Source organism: Parendozoicomonas sp. 209JJ7-1 (assembly GCF_058147085.1).
The window spans coordinates 98,640-115,641 of sequence record NZ_JBYVJU010000009.1; the positions used below are offsets into that span (position 1 = coordinate 98,640).

Below are 17,002 nucleotides of genomic sequence, written 5' to 3' on the forward strand. Positions count from 1 at the left end.
CTCCATTCTCTGCAATAGTAGGTAAGCTGGCAAGCTTACGGGTAAAAGACCGCGGGTAAACGTCTGCTGGTCTGGAATATGTGGTTCTACAGCGGGGTTTTCTGAAGGCCAATAAAGTTCTGTTCCATGGTATAGCAGTCATGCCAGTACTGGCCGGTTTTGCTGTTAAACAGCGGGTCGCAGACGGGAAGCTTCAGGGGCCCCCCATACAGGAAACAGCTCAGAAGGCTGTTCTGGATACCGCACTGGTACTTTTCCTGGGCCTTGTCTCCGGAGCGGAGAATAGTCTCAACACGGTTTTCTGCATGGTGGTGGATTTCGAAACAGTTGGGGACGGCCTGAAGCCATGCTCTTGATTCCTTCAGACCCATCATTACGGGGAGCTGGTTCCAGCTGTCATAGGTGTGATGCCAGAGCAGGAATATCTCCAGTTCCTTTCTCTCCGCGTTTTTGGTCAGGATCATATAGGGGGCGGCACGAAGGTTTTCCGGCTTTTTTGCGCAGTACTGTTTAAGGGTTTGCTGTTGTAAATGACACCATATTTTTATATCTGTCTCTGCATCTTTGCAGGGGGTCAGGTGGTACCACCACTGGTGCAGCAGAGCAGGTGGCAGGCGTTTCGGGTTTTTCGGGGGAGAATAGAGTGCCATTCGGTCATCCCTTCCTGCGTATTGACTGGCCAGGCTACTCAGCAGGGTTTGTTGCATTTGGGTTTCCGGTGAGTGAATGTTGTGCCTGAGCTGGGACAGTGCCGGGATCAGCTGTTCATTGAGGAAAGCCGTCAAACTGGTAGGGGGTTGATCTCCCCATGAACCCTGGAGGCATAGCTTGTCCAGGGCATCAAGAATCAACTGCTGTTCCTGGGTACAGGCGCGAAGTTCACTGGCGACGAATTTAAGGTGGTGATGTCGTCTGCGTTGTCGCTGCCCCAGGTAAAGGTTAAGGACCCGTTCCAGGGATATTGCTGAATCCGGATAGCACAGGGCCAGCCTGGCAAAGTGGTGTACGGCGTCGTGGCAACCATGCATGGCAGCTTCTGTCAGGTGAGTGGCGGCTGTCAGCAATTCCTGGGGTGTTGTGTGTATGGCTTCAAGGCAGAGACCTTTTATCAGTGGTGTATAAGGGTCGTAGGATAACTCTGTTTCTTTCTGCTGGCTGAGCGGGACTGTACACCGACGGGCATTCTCTGGAGAGAGCACCAGATTGACCACAGCAGGACTCTGGATATGGGCCAGGCAATGGGAACGGATAATGCTGGTCAGGCTACCATCAGGGGCCTCTTTTTCCAGCTGGGAAAGAAGGGCCTGGTCGCGCTGTTGCAGCAGCAGGGCATGCTGCTTGAGCCCCGGGGAGGCGGACGGCAGAGTGATTTCTCCATATCGGGATAATTGCCAGTATTCATGGAGCCAGGGCTGAATAGCTTGTTTGAGACCGGCATCTATATCGGGCAAAGTGTGCTCGATATCAACTATTTCCGTGTAACGGTATAACTGCGCCAGCTGCTCCCCCGGGCAATCTCCGGGAATCCATTTACCAAGGTCAGGGGCTTTTTTCCTTAACTGGCTGACCACTTCACTTTTCTGTTTATCCGGATATTGCCAGAGCCAGTAATAGAGCAACTGATAGTAAATTCCTGATAATCTGGCCTCTGCCTTGGCAGGCGCGGTTGAGGATTGCAACTCCGTTGCCTTCAGATAGGTAAGGAGTTTTTGGGCAGCAATCCTGTGCTCTTCTTTTAAGCATGGCAGGGATGCATGCATACTGACCTGCAGACCCAGGGGAATATCCAGATATTTATCTTTCTCGTCGTATCTGGAAGTTGTTTTGTAACTGTCATCCTGCTCCATGAGAGAATCAAGGACCATTAGGATCCATGAATATCTCATTTCATGAGTCGCGCCCTTTTTCAGTGTTTTGTGGGGGGGATAAGACAGAACGTTTTTGAGGTGGCCATGCAGTCTTCTGGAGGGGCGCTGCCCTTCTTTTTTGTCGAGGTGGTAGTTTTCCATACCCTGGGCGAAATCACCGCATGCCCCTCCGGATATATGGATGACCATGGCACGATTCACCGAGCGCTTATAGCGGCGGGTGACAAGCTTTAAAATGGGGACCATCAGAGCGTCCGCATGGCCTTCAAGAAGCTCTACAAGAAGGTCATCAGCGGCACAGTCAACACCCTGTATGGCGGCCAGAAGCATCGGGGCAAGGTAGAGGTTATACCATTTGTATTCCCCTTCCCGGGATGTTTTTCCTGCCAGCAGGGCAGTTCTGTTGAGGCGGGCATGCAGCCAGATGCCATAAGCATTGCCACATTCTCTGGCATTATTGAGGTGGAAGAGGGCACGGCATTTTTGTTCGGGGACAGGGGCTTTTTCCAGGTAAAAGGTGCGGCTTTCCTCGTTATAACTGGCTTCCAGTACTTGGAGTGCACGGCATGTTTCCATAAAACCCCTGGCGGCGGGGCAGGAATCAGGTGAGGATATATAGCTTATGGCGTCGGTCAGGCTGCGCAGTGTTTTTATATGATCGAATAATTGTTCATTGTCCTGGTGGATTCCTGTGAGGGTTTCCGACGGCAGGCAAGGCTGAGGGGGATGGGCTGGTTTATCTGGAACCATTGCTGTTAGCGATGTTGTTAGCGGTTTTTCAGAGGTATTTTGCTGTGGCGCTTGTTGCTGATAATGCTTCTGTAGTATTTCACTGGTGGTGCTGGCGGGCAGTTGCCCGACCGGAATGAAAAGGGGAAGCCACTGAAGTAAGGGAGAAAGAAGCTGGTGATCTATCTGCCCGGAAGCTTCAAAGAATGATTGTTCATTGCCCTTAAGCAGGCTAAGACATAACTGAGCCTGGGGGTATTGCTCAAGGGCCGCGGCCAGCTTTTTACTGCTGTTGGCCTGTGTACCTTTGGTTATCAGTGACAGGGAGAGCCAGTCAAAAGCCATCTGGGCCGGAAGACTGGTGATCTGTGTAACGGGCAGAATCTGAAAACAGCTTTGTGTATGTGTTTTGTTCCCCCCCTGACAAAAACAGTTGGCAGCCAGCATCAGGGTTCTCTCTCTGTCTGAACCTTGCATAGTTAGGCCCTGTTTTTGCAGGGCTTGGCCGAGTTGTACCAGCCCTTCGGGGGTGCCGATAGCTGGGAGGTGTTTCCGTACAGTGACAAGCGTGGACTGAAGCTCCCGGACTTCAGTGGGGTTGTCGCTTTGTACAGTGATCAGCAGATGGTGACAGTCAGAATAGTTGTCGGCCTGCTGTCTGAGCAGGTTGATCACTACGCTTCCAGGTATGGAGCAGCCGGGAGGTGTTAATACCCGTGTCAGCAGGGCAAGTGTTGCCTGTGTTACGCCCGCTTTAGCCGCGCGATAGAGCAGCAGGTCGATAGATGCTTTAGGAACCGGCTTTTTGTCAGAAAGATTAAGATAGGACTGTATAACGGCCTGAAGGTAGAAGACATAAGGACAGTTTTGCGGGTTTATATTTTTCAGCTTCCCCAGGGCCTGCTTAAGTTTGCTGTGGTTATTGGTGAGCAGGGCAATTGGAAAATCACTGTAATCTTTAGAGGGCAGTGTCCAGTCCAGGGTTATGGGGTAAAGTATGCAACGGAGGTTGAGTACATCTGTAAGTTCGGAAGATATAGCGGAGGCCTTCCCCGTTTGATTTTCTGCATTTTTACCGGACAGCCTTTTATCCAGCTCAGTATCTGACTGCAGAATCAGCTCTGTTTGTTGTGCCAGAGAAACAGCTGTTGCAGTGGAAGGCGATAACTCTTTGTTGTTCAGAAGTCTGTGCAGTTGGGTGAGTTGTTTGTCTGTGACTTTATCCTCTTTCGGAGCCTCACCAGCGGCACTCTTTCTGTTTTTTTTCTTTCTGGATCTGCTCTTTGTTTGCCCCGGGGGAGGGGCTGAGTTTGTCCCGGGTAAGCTTGCATCACTCTGGAATGTTTCTTCAGTCTGTGCAGGTTTTTTGGGGTTCAGTATATTGTCCAGTGTTTGGGCGTTCTCCTGGTAGTGAAGGCTCAACAGCTCCTGCAGTTTCTTTATTCTGTCGGGGCACTCCCGCGCACACAATGCCAGCAATTTTTCGGAAAATGCATCCGGTACCCAACCCGGGGTTGTTATTTTTCGTGTCGCTTCCAGATATAACAGCAGGGGCAGAATCTGCAGACGGATTTTATCTGTTACCCGAGGTTCATCCTGTACCCCGGATGATGGCTGTATCTGGTTCGGTGTTTTGTTCAGGATGGATTCCAGTTCTCCTAAGTAATCCATATCTGTTAAGGCGGGAATATGTACGACAGTTCCTTCGTAATTTCCCATAGGAAAAGACCGGGCACACTCTGCAGAATCTGAGAACATCTGGCACATTTGGCCTCGTGGCGTGGGTATGGTCTTGGTGCTATCGTTTGGATCCGTCTTTTCCAAGGGACCGAACCCCTCGGGAAGCGGGGCACTCAGATCCAGCTTGGCCTGGTACTGATTTTTAAGGCATCGCTGATCCTTGTGATAAAAGCGCAAAGGCACCACATGCAAGCCATCTTGTATCAGGTATATGCTGCCGTCCGTTATTTGATAAGGCCCTTGATAGTTCTCTTGAATATGGTTGGCAAAGGCTTCCAATTCCTTGTCATCGGCAAAGCGGATATCGGTATCCCTGACGGGATAAAGTTCGCGATCCGGCAGCCCTGTGCCGGTGTTGTAACGGTCAGAAATAATGCGCTGAAGTACCCTTGAGCCGACGATGCAGAACTGTGGATTCTGTCCTTTTTCTGTTTGTTGGGTATGGTAGTCGGCGACCACTTTGATCAGACGCTCGCTCAGGGGCTGGGAGGGCAGGGAGGCTCTGGAAAAATCCGGGCACAGGGGTTCAGCCCAGATATATTTTCTTGCCTCCGGATCACGGAACGGTTGGCTTTTATGCTCAGGCGGGAAGGGGGAACCGGAGATCCCTGGTGCCGGTTTTGGTTCGCTTTGAATCATCTCTATCCCTGTAGCAGTCAGGTGCTGAAGTACAGTGTTCAGACATGAAAAGATGGGTATAGATTCATAAAGTGAGTAACAGGTTGGACAGTTACTGTAAACAAAGACCCTGCGTGGATGCCTGGCCGTTGCTCCTGGAGTTCATCAGACAATTATAGGAAGGGCGCTTTTAACGAGGAATTACTTTAATGAGGAATTGGCAGTCTGTCTGAATCATTTGTTTATGGAACGGCACACCCGGGTTGTTCCGGGCCTTTGAGCTCTGAAAGATCGGCACTAATGTCTACATAGTGACCATAATCCGGGCATATATAATGGATGGAAACCCAAAGAGCATCACAAATTGTAGTGTCTGTTGGATAGATATAACCGCATTGCTGAGGGTAGATGTTATTCTCGGAACAGGCGCACAGATGGTATTGCAGCCCCCGGTAATTGGCGCAAATCTGATTGCCATAGCATGGATAAAAATTATCAGCGAAGGATGCGAATGGGGATATCAGAACCATCCACAGATACGCCAACCACAGGTGCCTGGATCTCAACCATCGATATCCCGGGCAGGGGAATAGTATGGATTTAGCCATTTCACCTTCCTCTGTCACCTCAATGCTGTCTGGATGCAGGTGCCTGCCGGGTTCAACCGTCAGGCTCTTGGGAAACTAGTTTCTAGCAATCGAAAAAACAATTCTAGACGACGGTGCAAAGGTGTCGATGATGTTTTCTGTCAGGCGATATTCACCACCTTGTGGGTCTGCAGGTTCAGGCGCCAGCGGGGGTTCTCCAGGCAATAAGTGATCGCCTGTCGTGTTTTTGTATCCCGGTAGAGTACAGCGTCATCCTTCATATGGGGATCAGCCATGGGACTGAGATAATAGTGTCTGGCTTTGATATGCAGGAATCGTTCAGGCATGGCATCTGGCTGGGGAAAGACCAGTTTCAGCTCATCGCACTCGGTAACAACAATTTCCGATGAACCTTTCGGGCTGACTACGGACCAGTCGATGCCGTCCGGAATCGGAAGGGTACCGTTGGTTTCTATGGCAATTTCAAACCCCTGTTCGTGGAGGGCATCAATCAACTCTCCGTCCAGCTGCAGCAGGGGCTCGCCGCCGGTGCATACGACCAGGGGATGGCATTGCTCATCGGGTTTGCCCTGCCATGTTTGTTGAATGGTTGTCGCCAGCTCTTCAGCGGTTTTGAACTTGCCGCCACCTTCACCATCAATACCGCGAAAATCCGTATCACAGAAAGTGCAGATGGATGAGACCCGGTCTTTTTCCAGGCCGCTCCACAGGTTGCAGCCGCTGAACCGGCAGAACACCGCCGGACGGCCCACATTGGTACCCTCTCCCTGCAGGGTGTAGAACATCTCCTTAACGCTGTACATCGAACTCAGCTTTCCTCGTAGGGCAACGGGTCTGTTGCATGGTTTTTCTCAAAGGCTTCCAGACGTTCGACGCAGGAACCGCATTTACCGCAGGCTTTTTCCCGGCCGTTGTAGCAGGTCCAGGTCTGGCCGTAGTCCAGGCCCATGGCCAGGCCATCCCGGAGAATATCAATTTTATCCCGGCGCAGGTATGGGGCTTCAATTGTGACCGGCTGCCAGTCGCAGATTTTGGTCACTTCGTTAACCGCGTCCACAAATTCAGGGCGGCAGTCGGGGTAGATGGTATGGTCGCCGGCATGGGCACCATAGAGCACTTTTGAGGCTCCCTGGGACAGGGCATAGCCGGTGGCCAGCGACAGCAGGATCATATTGCGGTTAGGCACCACAGTGGCTTTCATGTTGTTTTCAGCGTAATGGCCTTCCGGCACTTTAACCTCACTGGAGGTCAGGGCAGAGCCGCCAACCAGTTCATTGATGGCGGTGATATCCACCACTTTGTGGGGAATATTCAGTTCCGCACAGACGCAGGCGGCATAATCCAGCTCTTTTCTGTGGCGCTGGCCATAGTTGAAAGAGAGGGCGTAGAGATTATAACCCTCCCGCAGAGCTTTGTGCAGAACAGTAAATGAATCCATTCCACCGGAATAGATTACAACGGCTTTCTGTTGTTCCATGGGAATACTCAAAGGTCAGGCCTGTTATCAGAGGCGGATTATAGAGGTTGTCGGGGGGCAAAATCATATATTCCTGTTTTTTCTCTTTACCACGATACAGGGCAGGAATAGGTTTACCTGTTATTGCTATTGTTCGTCTTTTTATTTTTGAACGGAGTTGTCTGGATGGAATGGCTGTGCCTGAGGTTTGAGGATCTGACCGTTGACCAGCTTTATGACCTGCTGAAACTGAGGGTGGATGTTTTTGTGGTTGAACAGGCGTGCGCCTATCCGGAGCTGGATAACCATGACCGTCACCCGGAAACGCTGCATATTCTCGGTTACCAGGAAAAAGAGCTGGTAGCCTGCATGCGTTTACTGCCCCCGGGTTTAAGCTATCCCCATGCCAGCTTTGGGCGGGTGGCGATAAAAGACAGCGCCAGGGGAGCAGGCCTGGGTCATGCACTGGTGCGGAAAGGGCTGGCTGATATAGAGACTAAGTGGCTTGGGCAGCCGATCAAGATAGGTGCCCAGTCCTATCTGGAGGAATTCTATAAAACCTACGGCTTCGAGAAGGTCTCAGAGGAATACCTGGAAGATGGTATTCCCCATGTTGATATGGTTCTGAAAAAGGGCGGATAATTTCGCCATCCATATTGGTGCACAGGATTTGTATTAATGATGTTGTACTGGCTGCGGCTGTTCCGGGGACTGTGTTGTTGGGTGCGCGGCAGAAGTATGTTCTCCCGCAGAGTGGCTGGCAGGGGCATGCTTACCTGAGGGTGTAGCGGCAGGGTGTGAGGGGGGCTGAGCAGATTGCTGAGCGCCAGCCTTGCTGCCTGTGGGGAGATGTTCATGGGATTGCTTATCGTTCGGTTTTTTCTCTGTTGAAGCTTGAAATCCAGAATTTTTTACGGGACTTTTTGTCGTAGTTTTTGCTGGAGCTACCGGCGGACATACCGGACATGTCGGGCATTGCTGTTCCGGCTGCAGGGGCAGGGACAGTGCCGAGCTTTTTATCAGCCAGGAGCCGTGCTGGCTGGTGGCGTAAAGCATAATCCGTAATGGCCCTTTTAAGGCCAGGGGGCTTTTCTCTGTGGTATTGCCTTTCAGTACCAAATCGGCGCTGGCAATGCCCGATTCATTGTCGTGGCTGGCGATAATCACTGGGTTGTGCACCGTTACTCCAACCGGTTCATCGGCATTCAGTACAGCCAGCCACTGTTGATAGAGGTTTTGTATTTGCTTCGGGGTGGTGGCCAGGTCTTCCTCTTTTGGCCCGGTCAGCAATACCGGCTCCATGGGGGTGTAGAGTCGCATCAGGCAGTCAACGTCGTTTTTATGCCAGCAGGCCGCGTAGTCTTTCAGCAGCTGGGTCAGTTTGTCTTTGGCGAGGGTAATGATTGTGGCCGGGCTGGCCCAGGTGAATGTTGTTATCAGCAGGGCCGGCAGACAAACCGCGGCGGACAAACGGGCGGCAACGCTCATGGTTTCACCTTTAGCTGAAAGAATGGCCCGGGCAGGGCATGCAAGGAGACGGGGAAAAACATAGACGGGGAAAAACATAGTTGCGAAAAACCTGAAGGGCAAAGCCGGTATATTCACTTCTGGTAACTGAAAGCCAGTGTCGTTAATCTGGACAGTTTAATCTTCCGCTTATCTGATAACGCCCTTGATGACACCCTTAATGAAGTGGACCGACGAGCAACAGGCTGTTATTGAGCACACAGGCAGTCACGCCATAGTGACAGCTGTGGCCGGCAGTGGCAAAACCAGCACTCTGGTGGCCCATGTGCTCCGGCAGCTTGAACGAGGCCAGGATCCGGCCCGCATGCTGGTGTTGATGTTCAACCGCAGTGCTCGTGTGGATTTTGAGCGGAAGCTGACCGGGTCTGTTGAGCCAGGCCTGATCATGCCGTATATCCGCACTTATCACTCCATGGGGTTAAAACTTTATCGTTACTTTGAAAAAGCTGGCATGTTACCGGGCTGGCAGGGCGACCCTTTGTCTGGCCCCCGTATGGATTTTGAGTGCTGGCGTATTCTTCAGCGTATTGCCCCGGCCAGCCTGCAGGATTCCCTCAAATCCGATAAAAGCACCTGGGTCAGTGCTCTGACCGGGTTTATTGATCTGGTCAAGAGTACAGTACACACGCCGGAACAGGTATTTGAAGAATATGACTTTGAAGCCCGTAAAAAAGTCCTGCTTGACGCCTATCACGCCTTTGAAAGCTGGCGTCTGGAAAACCGCCTGATTACCTATGCGGATATGCTCTACCAGCCGGTCATGTTAATGGTGCGGAACCCGTCCCTGGTGCAGCGGGTGAGCAACCGTATGGATCTGATTCTTGTTGATGAATATCAGGACACCAATGAGGTGCAGCATACTCTGCTGAAAATGATTGCTGGCCGGCGTGCGCAGGTGATGGTGGTGGGTGATCCGGATCAGACCATTTATGAATTCCGCGGTGCCCGGCCGGAATATATTCTGCGCACTTTTGCGGAGGATTTTTCCGGACCAAGGCACTATAACCTCAGTTACACCTTTCGTTATGGTCACAGGCTGGCTTTGGTTGCGGATCATCTGATCACCAATAACCAGGGCCGTGGGGATACTCTCTGTATTGCCCATGATACGACACCGGACACTTGTGTTGAGCGGGTAGAAGTCAGCGACCATGCCCGCTGGCTGTCGACACAGGTGCAATCCCTGGTGGATGGTGGCCGACAGCTCTCAGATATAACTGTGTTGGTACGGCTCTGGTCCCAGGCGGTAGCCCTTGAGCTGGCTCTTCTGGAAGCCGGTATCGACTTTGTCAGCGAAGCAGAGAAGGGGGCTTTTGACCGTCAGGAAATTCAGCTGCTTCTGGCTTTGCTGGAGCTGGCCGCCGGACGCTTTCAGGCATTCTCCGCCCGGAGCCGTTACCAGAAATTCTGGTTGCTGCTGCGTTTTCCCCATATAGGTATTCGGGATGACTGGCTGAAACCCTTTTGCCAGCAACTGGCATCTATGGAGCAGGGTTATGGCCGCTGGATGATGAAACAGGCCGAGAAATCACTGCCTGGCCTGAGCGATTTCCAGAAAGGTAAATTGCTTGAACGTGGTCGTCAGGTTTTGCGGTTGGAACAGGGAAACGTAGCCGCTGCCAAACTGCTGGACAGATACCTGCGGGCGGTGGAACTGAGAAACTGGCTCAGGGAATCAGCCCTGGACCGAGACCGGGCCGAGGAACAGGTTCTGGCCATAGAAAGCTTTAATCGTTATCTGTTGAAAACCGGGATGACAGCCAGTGAATCCTGTGATTTTTTTGAAAATTTAAGTCGTCGCAGGAAAATAGCTGCGAAAAAACAAACCTCAGATGAACGTTTGCTGCTGACCAGTATTCACCGGGCTAAAGGCTTGGAGTGGCCGGTCGTGATTATTCCCGGACTGGTTGATAAACAGCTGCCCTGTATGACTGGCAATGAGCCTTTGGGCAATGTGGAGCTGGAGAGTGAACGGCGGCTGCTTTATGTGGCCATGACCCGTGCCAAAGAGGAGCTTTATCTGGTTACCACACCCTCAACAACTGGTGCCAGAACCCAGAGTGACAGAATGCCCAGCCGTTTTATGGGAGAACTCAGGTATTTGCTCTCCCAACAAGCTGGGGAGCAGCTCCATTTAAAGAGTGGGTCAATGAGCCTTGATTATCCGCTGTCGGATATTCTTTCCCATTATCTGGCGATTGCCCGCCCGGATTTAAAACCTGAGGTAAAAGACGCCGGTAAAGAACTGGTAGAAGAGTGCGCCGCCCCCTGGCTGAAAAGAAAAGTGAGCCATTCTATTTTTGGTGATGGGGAAGTACTTTCCGAAACGGGAACAGACTTTCGGGTGCGTTTTGCCACGGATGGGCAGGAGTATGATTTCAGCAAGAAGAGCGCGCATCTCTACTTTGTTTAAGTGTTTAAGTGTTTAAGAGAGGACTACTTCTCTGCTCAGATAATCACTATACGTTAGTGTTATAAGGCTGTTTTCCGTATACCGAAGTCAAGGGGACTGTCTGAATAGTCAGTCCTCCTGCCATATTTTGAATCAATAGGAATTTGAAACAGGGGATAAGGTCAGGAGTCTATAACCGACTGGCGTAAGAGTGTGCTGATGGAATGATAGAGAAAAAGAAAAAAACGCCTCTTCCTAAAATTGTGTTACGTATCCTGTTCGAAAAAATCAGAGTACAGGGTGGTTGATGATGACATTTGGGAGTGTCATATCCCTGTTGATGTTGATACAACGTCTCCTGAGGATGTTGTGCATGATTAATTTTTGATGCCTTTTGGTTGTTAGCTGGCTTTCTGTTTCTCCATATTCCTGTGCCAGATCTGTGACCGGCCAATCAGGGAAATACCAATATAACCCCTGACTTCCAGTTTCCGCCCCTGGTCGGTCAGTTTCATATTGGCGGAATAGATTTTTCCGCTTTCCGGATCAAGTATTTTTCCGCCGCCGTATTTTTCGCCATCCTGTTTCATATCCCAGAGGATGGTCATGCCTTCTATGGGTTTGTCTTTTTTATCACCTTTGCATTTTTTGCAAAGGTCATGGCGTGAATGTTCATCCAGAATATGCTCTACCCGGCCATAGAGGGTATTGCCGTCTTCCCAGATATAAACCCTGCTGGTGGGTTTCTGGGTTTTGTCATCAATGGTCACCCACAGGCCGGTTGGCGACTCTGCTCCCGGCGTTTCGGCAAATGCCTGCCCGGAAAGAAGGAAATAACAGATTAACGTGCAGAATGCAGCCGCAGCCATTATTTTGTTCATAACGTATCTCATAACGGATTATCGTGATTTGTGCCCGTTTTTGTGGGCAGGCAACTGGTGTCGCAGGTTTCTGATCTGCAGTTTCAGTCGTTGGTGTTCATTCTCTTTCTCCAGCCCGCGGGCAATCAGCCACGACATGATGGGAACAATAGTTATTGATGGAATAAAAAAAATCATCTTGTTAGAGAGAGTTCGGGGAATAAGGGGAAACAGGTGTGAGGCACCTATGGACAGCAGTGTGGACATGGCGAATGTAAATGCCAGAGGTTTGTAAAGTTCTTCCAGATGGACTGGTGGTTCATCGCCATACTGTGCCATGGCCGTGATAATCGCGCTGCCAAAACCCGCTGGCAGGGCATAGCCGGCAAGGCTGTGAAGCAGCGCCCGGATAAAGCCGGCTTTCTCACTTCCCGCAAGAATAAAATAATTGTCGTATAAACCGTGGACAACCCCTGTAGCCAGGATCATCAATGCGGTTGAGCCGGCAATCATGGCCTGTTCCGGCAGGCTTCCTTCCTGTGTCAGGGTTTCTAATTGATTTTGCAGCTTTTCCAGTTGGTACATCATCTGATGCTGGTTATTAACAATGGAAGTCTGGCTGTGGTCTGTCAGGTCGGGATCTTTGCCTGAATATCCCTGAGTTTGGGTGATGTCGGCCATTGCCGGGTTCAGGCAGGTGGCCAGCAACACCAGCAATAGCAGAGTCACTACAGCCTGGACTATCACGGTTTGGACTGCGCTGATACAGGGCGGAAATTTCAGGCTGTCTGGATGCATAGAGTTTCCCGGAAAATGGCAGGCCGGAAAGTATAGTCAGGGAGAAAACAGCTTGCCCCTGACACTGGCGCGATATTGTCCCGGAGTTGTTTCCATATGTTTCCGGAATACCCGATTCAGGTAACCGGTATCCTGGAATCCGCAGCGCTGGGCGATATCGGCGATATCCAGGTTGGTGGTGGTCAGCAGATCCCGGGCGCTTTCAATCCGCAGACGGATCAACCAGTCGACAGGAGTCAATCCTGTCGCCTCCCGGAAGCGGCGGTTCAGGGTGCGCTGGCTCATGGAGAATCGTCGGGCAACGTCCCTCATATTCAGGGTTTCGTAGTAATGCTCATGGAACCACTGTTGAATCAGTACAACGGTTTCATCGGGGTGGGGGGCACCGGATTCAAAGGAGTAGAACACTTCGCTGTAACGGCGGCGTATCTCCGGGGAAAACTGCTGCTCAACCCGGGTGGCGATGGAGCGGTTAAACAGGCTTTCAATCAGGTGAATAGTGAGGTCGGCAATGGAGTTAACGCTGCCGGCGCAATAGACCCGTCCGGCCTGGGTAATCAGGTGGTGACGTTTGATAAGGATATCGGGAAACAGCCTGTGGAGCAGATCAAGGTAGAACCAGTGGCTGGTGGCAGGGCGCCCCGACAGCAGGCCGGTGGCGGCCAGCAGAAATACGCCTGTACCCGTGGCGCACAGGCGGGCACCGTTATCATGTTGATTCCTGAGCCAGTGTATGATCTCCGGCCAGCGTTGGGCCAGGGGTGCAGGGTTTCGCCAGAATGAGGGAACAAAAATAATATCGGCCTGCCCCAGCTGGCGATAGTCGACATCTGGCATCAAGGTCATACCCCCGGTTGTGGTGACCGGTTCAAGACTTTCCCCAGCAATGGAGAGTTCCGGAACAGCATCAGGCTGACGGGTAGCCCGGTGCATATGTCTGGCCGCGCTGAGCATCTCCAGAGGCAGAGTCAGGCTGGTGGCGATCATTCCGTTGAGGGCAAGAAGGTAAATAGCCATGTGTACCCGGTGATAGCGCTGAATTTAATGATTTGGCCATATTGTTAAGCTATATGGCTAGATAGTCTAGTCTTCGGCTGATTGAAAGGAATACACTTCTGACATATTTCTGCAATCTTCTTGTGATTTGGTCGAGGTTTATCTGCAATGTCCCGACTCCCGCTTATTGTTGCCCAGGGTGGTATTGGTCCTGCCGGCCGGACGTCCGGCTTTCATGCTTACCGACGGATGGTTCTGGACTCTTTGGGTGGACGGGACGCGGAAGATACTCTGCTGAGTCTTTCCCGGTTAACAGGTATTGAAGTTGATAACCGCCAAGGGCTGTTGGATGCCACTCTGGTGCGCAAACTGAATGGCAGTCTGTTTGACGCAGACGCGGTGCTTCGTCATAAGGCCATGACCACAAAAGGCAGTGCCGAAATACTCCTGGCCCGCAGGCAATTACCAGACCCACTGCCCGATGGCTGGAGGGTATCAGACACCGAAGATGCGAAGCTGGTAAAAGTCACCCTGCCCGCAGAGCAGTCGGTACTTGTTCCGGAAACCTTCGCCCTGCCGGTACATGCCGCTGGCCAGCTACCCGATGGCTTTCACCCGGAAAAGCTCTATTCTTCCCGAAGCCATCCCAGGGGGCTGGCCATGACCGTTTATGGCAGCTCCGATGCTATCAGTTCCATGGGCATAGACTGGCAGACTTTGGACAAACATGTTCGCCCGGAGCAGGTCTCTGTATATGCCGGCAGCAGCATGAGCCAGCTGGATCATAACGGCAATGGTGGTTTACTGCAGGCCCGACTGAAGGGCAGGAGGGTCACCTCCAAGCAGCTGCCTCTGGGCTTTTCAGAAATGCCCGCCGACTTTATTAACGCTTATGTGCTTGGCAGCCTCGGTACAACCGGCACCAGTATGGGGGCCTGTGCTACTTTCCTGTACAACCTGCGCCATGCGGTGGACGATATCCAGAGTGGCCGTACCCGTGTCGCTCTTGTGGGCAACAGCGAAGCGCCCATTACTCCTGAAGTGATTGAAGGTTACGCTACCATGGGTGCTCTGGCGTCCGACAAGGCTCTACGTATCCTGGAAGGTCTTTCTGAAGCCCAGCAGCCGGATTATCGCCGGGCCTGCCGTCCCTTTGCAGAAAACTGTGGCTTTACTCTGGCAGAGTCCGCCCAGTTCTTTGTTCTGATGGATGATGAACTGGCTCTGGAGCTGGGTACCGAGATTCTTGGCTCCGTAGCAGGGGTTTACGTCAATGCTGACGGGCCGAAGAAATCTATTTCCAGTCCCGGTGCGGGTAACTATCTGACTGTGGCCCGGGCCGCGGCCCTGGGGCGGAATATTCTTGGTGATAAAGCCCTTCAGCAGCACTCCTTTGTCCAGGCCCATGGTACAGGAACCCCCCAGAACCGGGTGACAGAATCCTCTATTCTCAACGACACCGCCAAAGCTTTTGGTATTGAGAGCTGGGCGGTTACAGCCATGAAAAGCTATGTTGGTCATTCACTGGCCACTGCGGCGGCAGACCAGCTGGTTTCCACCCTGGGTACCTGGAAGTATGGCTATATTCCCGGTATCTCTACGGTTGATAAGCTGGCGGATGACGTACACAGCGAAAAGCTGAATATCCTCACAAACCATCTGGAAACCGGTGCCCAGGGCATGGATATGGCCCTGTTGAACGCTAAGGGTTTTGGTGGCAATAACGCCACAGCTACCGTGCTGGCACCCCACGCCACCCGGGATATGCTGGCCTGCCGTTATGGTGAAAAGGCGATGACCGACTGGGCCCATAAAAATGAACAGGTTACGGCCCGTCAGGTGAACAGCGAGGCTTTGAAACAAGCTGGTGAAGATCAGCCAATTTACCGCTTTGGGGAAGGTGTGATTGATCCGTCGGATATCCAGGTCACCAGTGAAAAGGTCACCCTGGAAGGCCGGGTTGTGCCCCTTTCCACCGATAATCCGTTCAGAGATTACAGCTGACAGTTAACCCGCCTGATGCTCTTTTGAATGTGTTTTTCGGTTACCGAAAGGCATGTTTACCTGTTATCTCTCTGCATCCCGACTATTTTTTTCCTTGTCTATTTCAGGGGAATAAAGAATGCGGGCTGGCTTCCTGGGTACTATTTTTGTTATCGCTTTTGCTGTTTATGGTAATGAGGTATCTCTGGATACCCGCCATTTGCCGGAAGCGGGAAGTGTTTACCGGGATACAGCCGATTGCCGGATTCTCGGGCATATAGATGATCATCACCGGCTCGTGTTATATCGCCTTTGTCCGGGCCTTCCTCCTATAGAAATCGGTACGTTCAAGCTTGAAGGCAGCCCTTTTGCCCGTGCCGGGTGGACATCTTTACTACAGGTCTTCCCGTGTTGGATGGCCACTTGTCCGTTACCTGGCCAGCAGTTATTTCCTGGATGGTCCGCTCTATGAACATTATGGGATCATGCCAGCAATCGTATCCCATGGTTTGTATGACTCCGTATCTATGGTGGCCCTTAAATCAGTGATTCATGTAATGGTTTATATGGGTACTTTCCGGATGAATCTCGCCGGGGCTACTAATCGTTAATAGGGCTTATTAATGGCTGATTGTCCTCTGACGTTGGTTCAGTATCCGGCATATGGCTGACCGTCTTGATAGGCCGGAGTGCTGGTTAGTATCGAACCTCCTGTAACGGCGTTAGTGCCGGAGCCTGTGATTGTTTTGGAAGAAACCGGCCCTGGAGGATGAAGAAGATAGTGATTCGATTACTGAGCGTTCCGTTGATGTTTCTGGTACCCTGTGCGACCTGTCTGAAAATCAGTATGGTTCTCTGGTTTCCGAGGTTGATACTGTCCTTGAAACAGCGATTGACGAAGCCGGTGCCACGACTTCCATTACTGATGAAATAACCCTGGCTCCCATTAGAGGGTGTCGATGCTAGTTTGTCGGGTTAGTGCTGCCCCTGCTGGCGGTTTACGCAGCCTCAAAGAGATTGACAACCATTTTTCAGAAGCCTGGCCATATGGATCAGGTTTCTTACAGACAATTTATGGTGGTAAGTGAATGCATTACAGTGATGGTAACCGTTTGATGAATCAGGCGGACAAGAGCAACCGTGCTTTTGAAGACAAAAGAGTCGCGAAGCTGGGCACCGCCAAAAATCCTGCCAGCATCGTGGTGCAGACGGAAGAGCGTTTCCGGGAAGTGGAAAGTGTTATCAAAGAAAAAGGCTGGATTGTCAATATTAAGGTGGACGAGGAGCGGGATGAAAACACTGAGGATCTGGAGCTGCTGTTAAGCATGCCGAGCACGACAGTTGTTGTTGAGAAAACACCAGGCCGTAACGACCCCTGCAGTTGCGGCAGCGGCAAGAAGTACAAGAAGTGCTGTGGCTGATAGCTG

Annotated in this window: 13 protein-coding genes; 6 read left to right on the plus strand and 7 right to left on the minus strand. The window is 51.7% G+C overall.

Features of this window, described 5'->3' with window-relative positions; genetic code table 11:
* Positions 1 to 86: 86 nt before the first annotated feature.
* The 3 genes from ACY2RQ_RS10755 to queC all read right to left on the minus strand — a co-directional run bounded on the left by ACY2RQ_RS10755 (position 87) and on the right by queC (position 7,040).
* Positions 87 to 4,976, minus strand: coding sequence for a hypothetical protein (locus tag ACY2RQ_RS10755; protein ID WP_490112968.1), 4,890 nt, complete (start codon positions 4,974 to 4,976; stop codon positions 87 to 89).
* Between the two features lie 727 nt (positions 4,977 to 5,703).
* Positions 5,704 to 6,366 (minus strand): 7-carboxy-7-deazaguanine synthase, encoded by a 663-nt coding sequence (gene queE, locus ACY2RQ_RS10760; protein ID WP_490112969.1) that lies wholly within the window; start codon positions 6,364 to 6,366, stop codon positions 5,704 to 5,706.
* Between the two features lie 5 nt (positions 6,367 to 6,371).
* Positions 6,372 to 7,040: a 7-cyano-7-deazaguanine synthase QueC gene (gene queC / locus ACY2RQ_RS10765; protein ID WP_490113049.1), complete on the minus strand. Its 669-nt coding sequence runs from the start codon at positions 7,038 to 7,040 to the stop codon at positions 6,372 to 6,374.
* Positions 7,041 to 7,205: 165 nt separating this feature from the next.
* Here queC and ACY2RQ_RS10770 point away from each other — a divergent pair, with 165 nt between their 5' ends.
* The gene (locus tag ACY2RQ_RS10770; protein ID WP_490112970.1) at positions 7,206 to 7,661 is read left to right on the plus strand and encodes a GNAT family N-acetyltransferase; all 456 of its coding nucleotides are present in this window, start codon (positions 7,206 to 7,208) and stop codon (positions 7,659 to 7,661) included.
* A 33-nt stretch (positions 7,662 to 7,694) separates the two neighbouring features.
* Here ACY2RQ_RS10770 and ACY2RQ_RS10775 read toward each other — a convergent pair whose 3' ends face one another.
* Complete coding sequence (locus tag ACY2RQ_RS10775; RefSeq protein WP_490112971.1) at positions 7,695 to 8,507, minus strand: Cif family virulence factor; 813 nt, start codon at positions 8,505 to 8,507, stop codon at positions 7,695 to 7,697.
* 199 nt (positions 8,508 to 8,706) lie between these two features.
* On the opposite strand from ACY2RQ_RS10775, the gene ACY2RQ_RS10780 reads away from it, so the two are divergent.
* Positions 8,707 to 10,959, plus strand: coding sequence for an ATP-dependent helicase (locus tag ACY2RQ_RS10780; protein ID WP_490112972.1), 2,253 nt, complete (start codon positions 8,707 to 8,709; stop codon positions 10,957 to 10,959).
* Positions 10,960 to 11,339: 380 nt separating this feature from the next.
* Here the strand turns inward: ACY2RQ_RS10780 and ACY2RQ_RS10785 are convergent, their stop codons facing one another.
* Genes ACY2RQ_RS10785 through ACY2RQ_RS10795 form a run of 3 tightly spaced genes read right to left on the minus strand, consistent with a single transcriptional unit; the run spans position 11,340 to position 13,613 of the window.
* A complete protein-coding gene (locus tag ACY2RQ_RS10785) occupies positions 11,340 to 11,819 on the minus strand; it encodes a DUF2147 domain-containing protein (protein WP_490112973.1) in 480 nt (159 codons plus the stop codon).
* Between the two features lie 18 nt (positions 11,820 to 11,837).
* Positions 11,838 to 12,596: a hypothetical protein gene (locus tag ACY2RQ_RS10790; RefSeq protein WP_490112974.1), complete on the minus strand. Its 759-nt coding sequence runs from the start codon at positions 12,594 to 12,596 to the stop codon at positions 11,838 to 11,840.
* A 36-nt stretch (positions 12,597 to 12,632) separates the two neighbouring features.
* The gene (locus ACY2RQ_RS10795) at positions 12,633 to 13,613 is read right to left on the minus strand and encodes a GlxA family transcriptional regulator (protein ID WP_490112975.1); all 981 of its coding nucleotides are present in this window, start codon (positions 13,611 to 13,613) and stop codon (positions 12,633 to 12,635) included.
* Between the two features lie 147 nt (positions 13,614 to 13,760).
* Between ACY2RQ_RS10795 and ACY2RQ_RS10800 the strand changes: the two genes are divergently transcribed.
* The 4 genes from ACY2RQ_RS10800 to ACY2RQ_RS10815 all read left to right on the plus strand — a co-directional run bounded on the left by ACY2RQ_RS10800 (position 13,761) and on the right by ACY2RQ_RS10815 (position 16,996).
* A complete protein-coding gene (locus tag ACY2RQ_RS10800; protein ID WP_490112976.1) occupies positions 13,761 to 15,596 on the plus strand; it encodes a beta-ketoacyl synthase in 1,836 nt (611 codons plus the stop codon).
* A 118-nt stretch (positions 15,597 to 15,714) separates the two neighbouring features.
* The gene (locus ACY2RQ_RS10805; RefSeq protein WP_490112977.1) at positions 15,715 to 16,047 is read left to right on the plus strand and encodes a hypothetical protein; all 333 of its coding nucleotides are present in this window, start codon (positions 15,715 to 15,717) and stop codon (positions 16,045 to 16,047) included.
* A 269-nt stretch (positions 16,048 to 16,316) separates the two neighbouring features.
* The gene (locus tag ACY2RQ_RS10810; RefSeq protein WP_490112978.1) at positions 16,317 to 16,541 is read left to right on the plus strand and encodes a hypothetical protein; all 225 of its coding nucleotides are present in this window, start codon (positions 16,317 to 16,319) and stop codon (positions 16,539 to 16,541) included.
* A 122-nt stretch (positions 16,542 to 16,663) separates the two neighbouring features.
* Complete coding sequence (locus tag ACY2RQ_RS10815; protein WP_490112979.1) at positions 16,664 to 16,996, plus strand: PBPRA1643 family SWIM/SEC-C metal-binding motif protein; 333 nt, start codon at positions 16,664 to 16,666, stop codon at positions 16,994 to 16,996.
* The last annotated feature ends 6 nt before the right edge of the window (positions 16,997 to 17,002 follow it).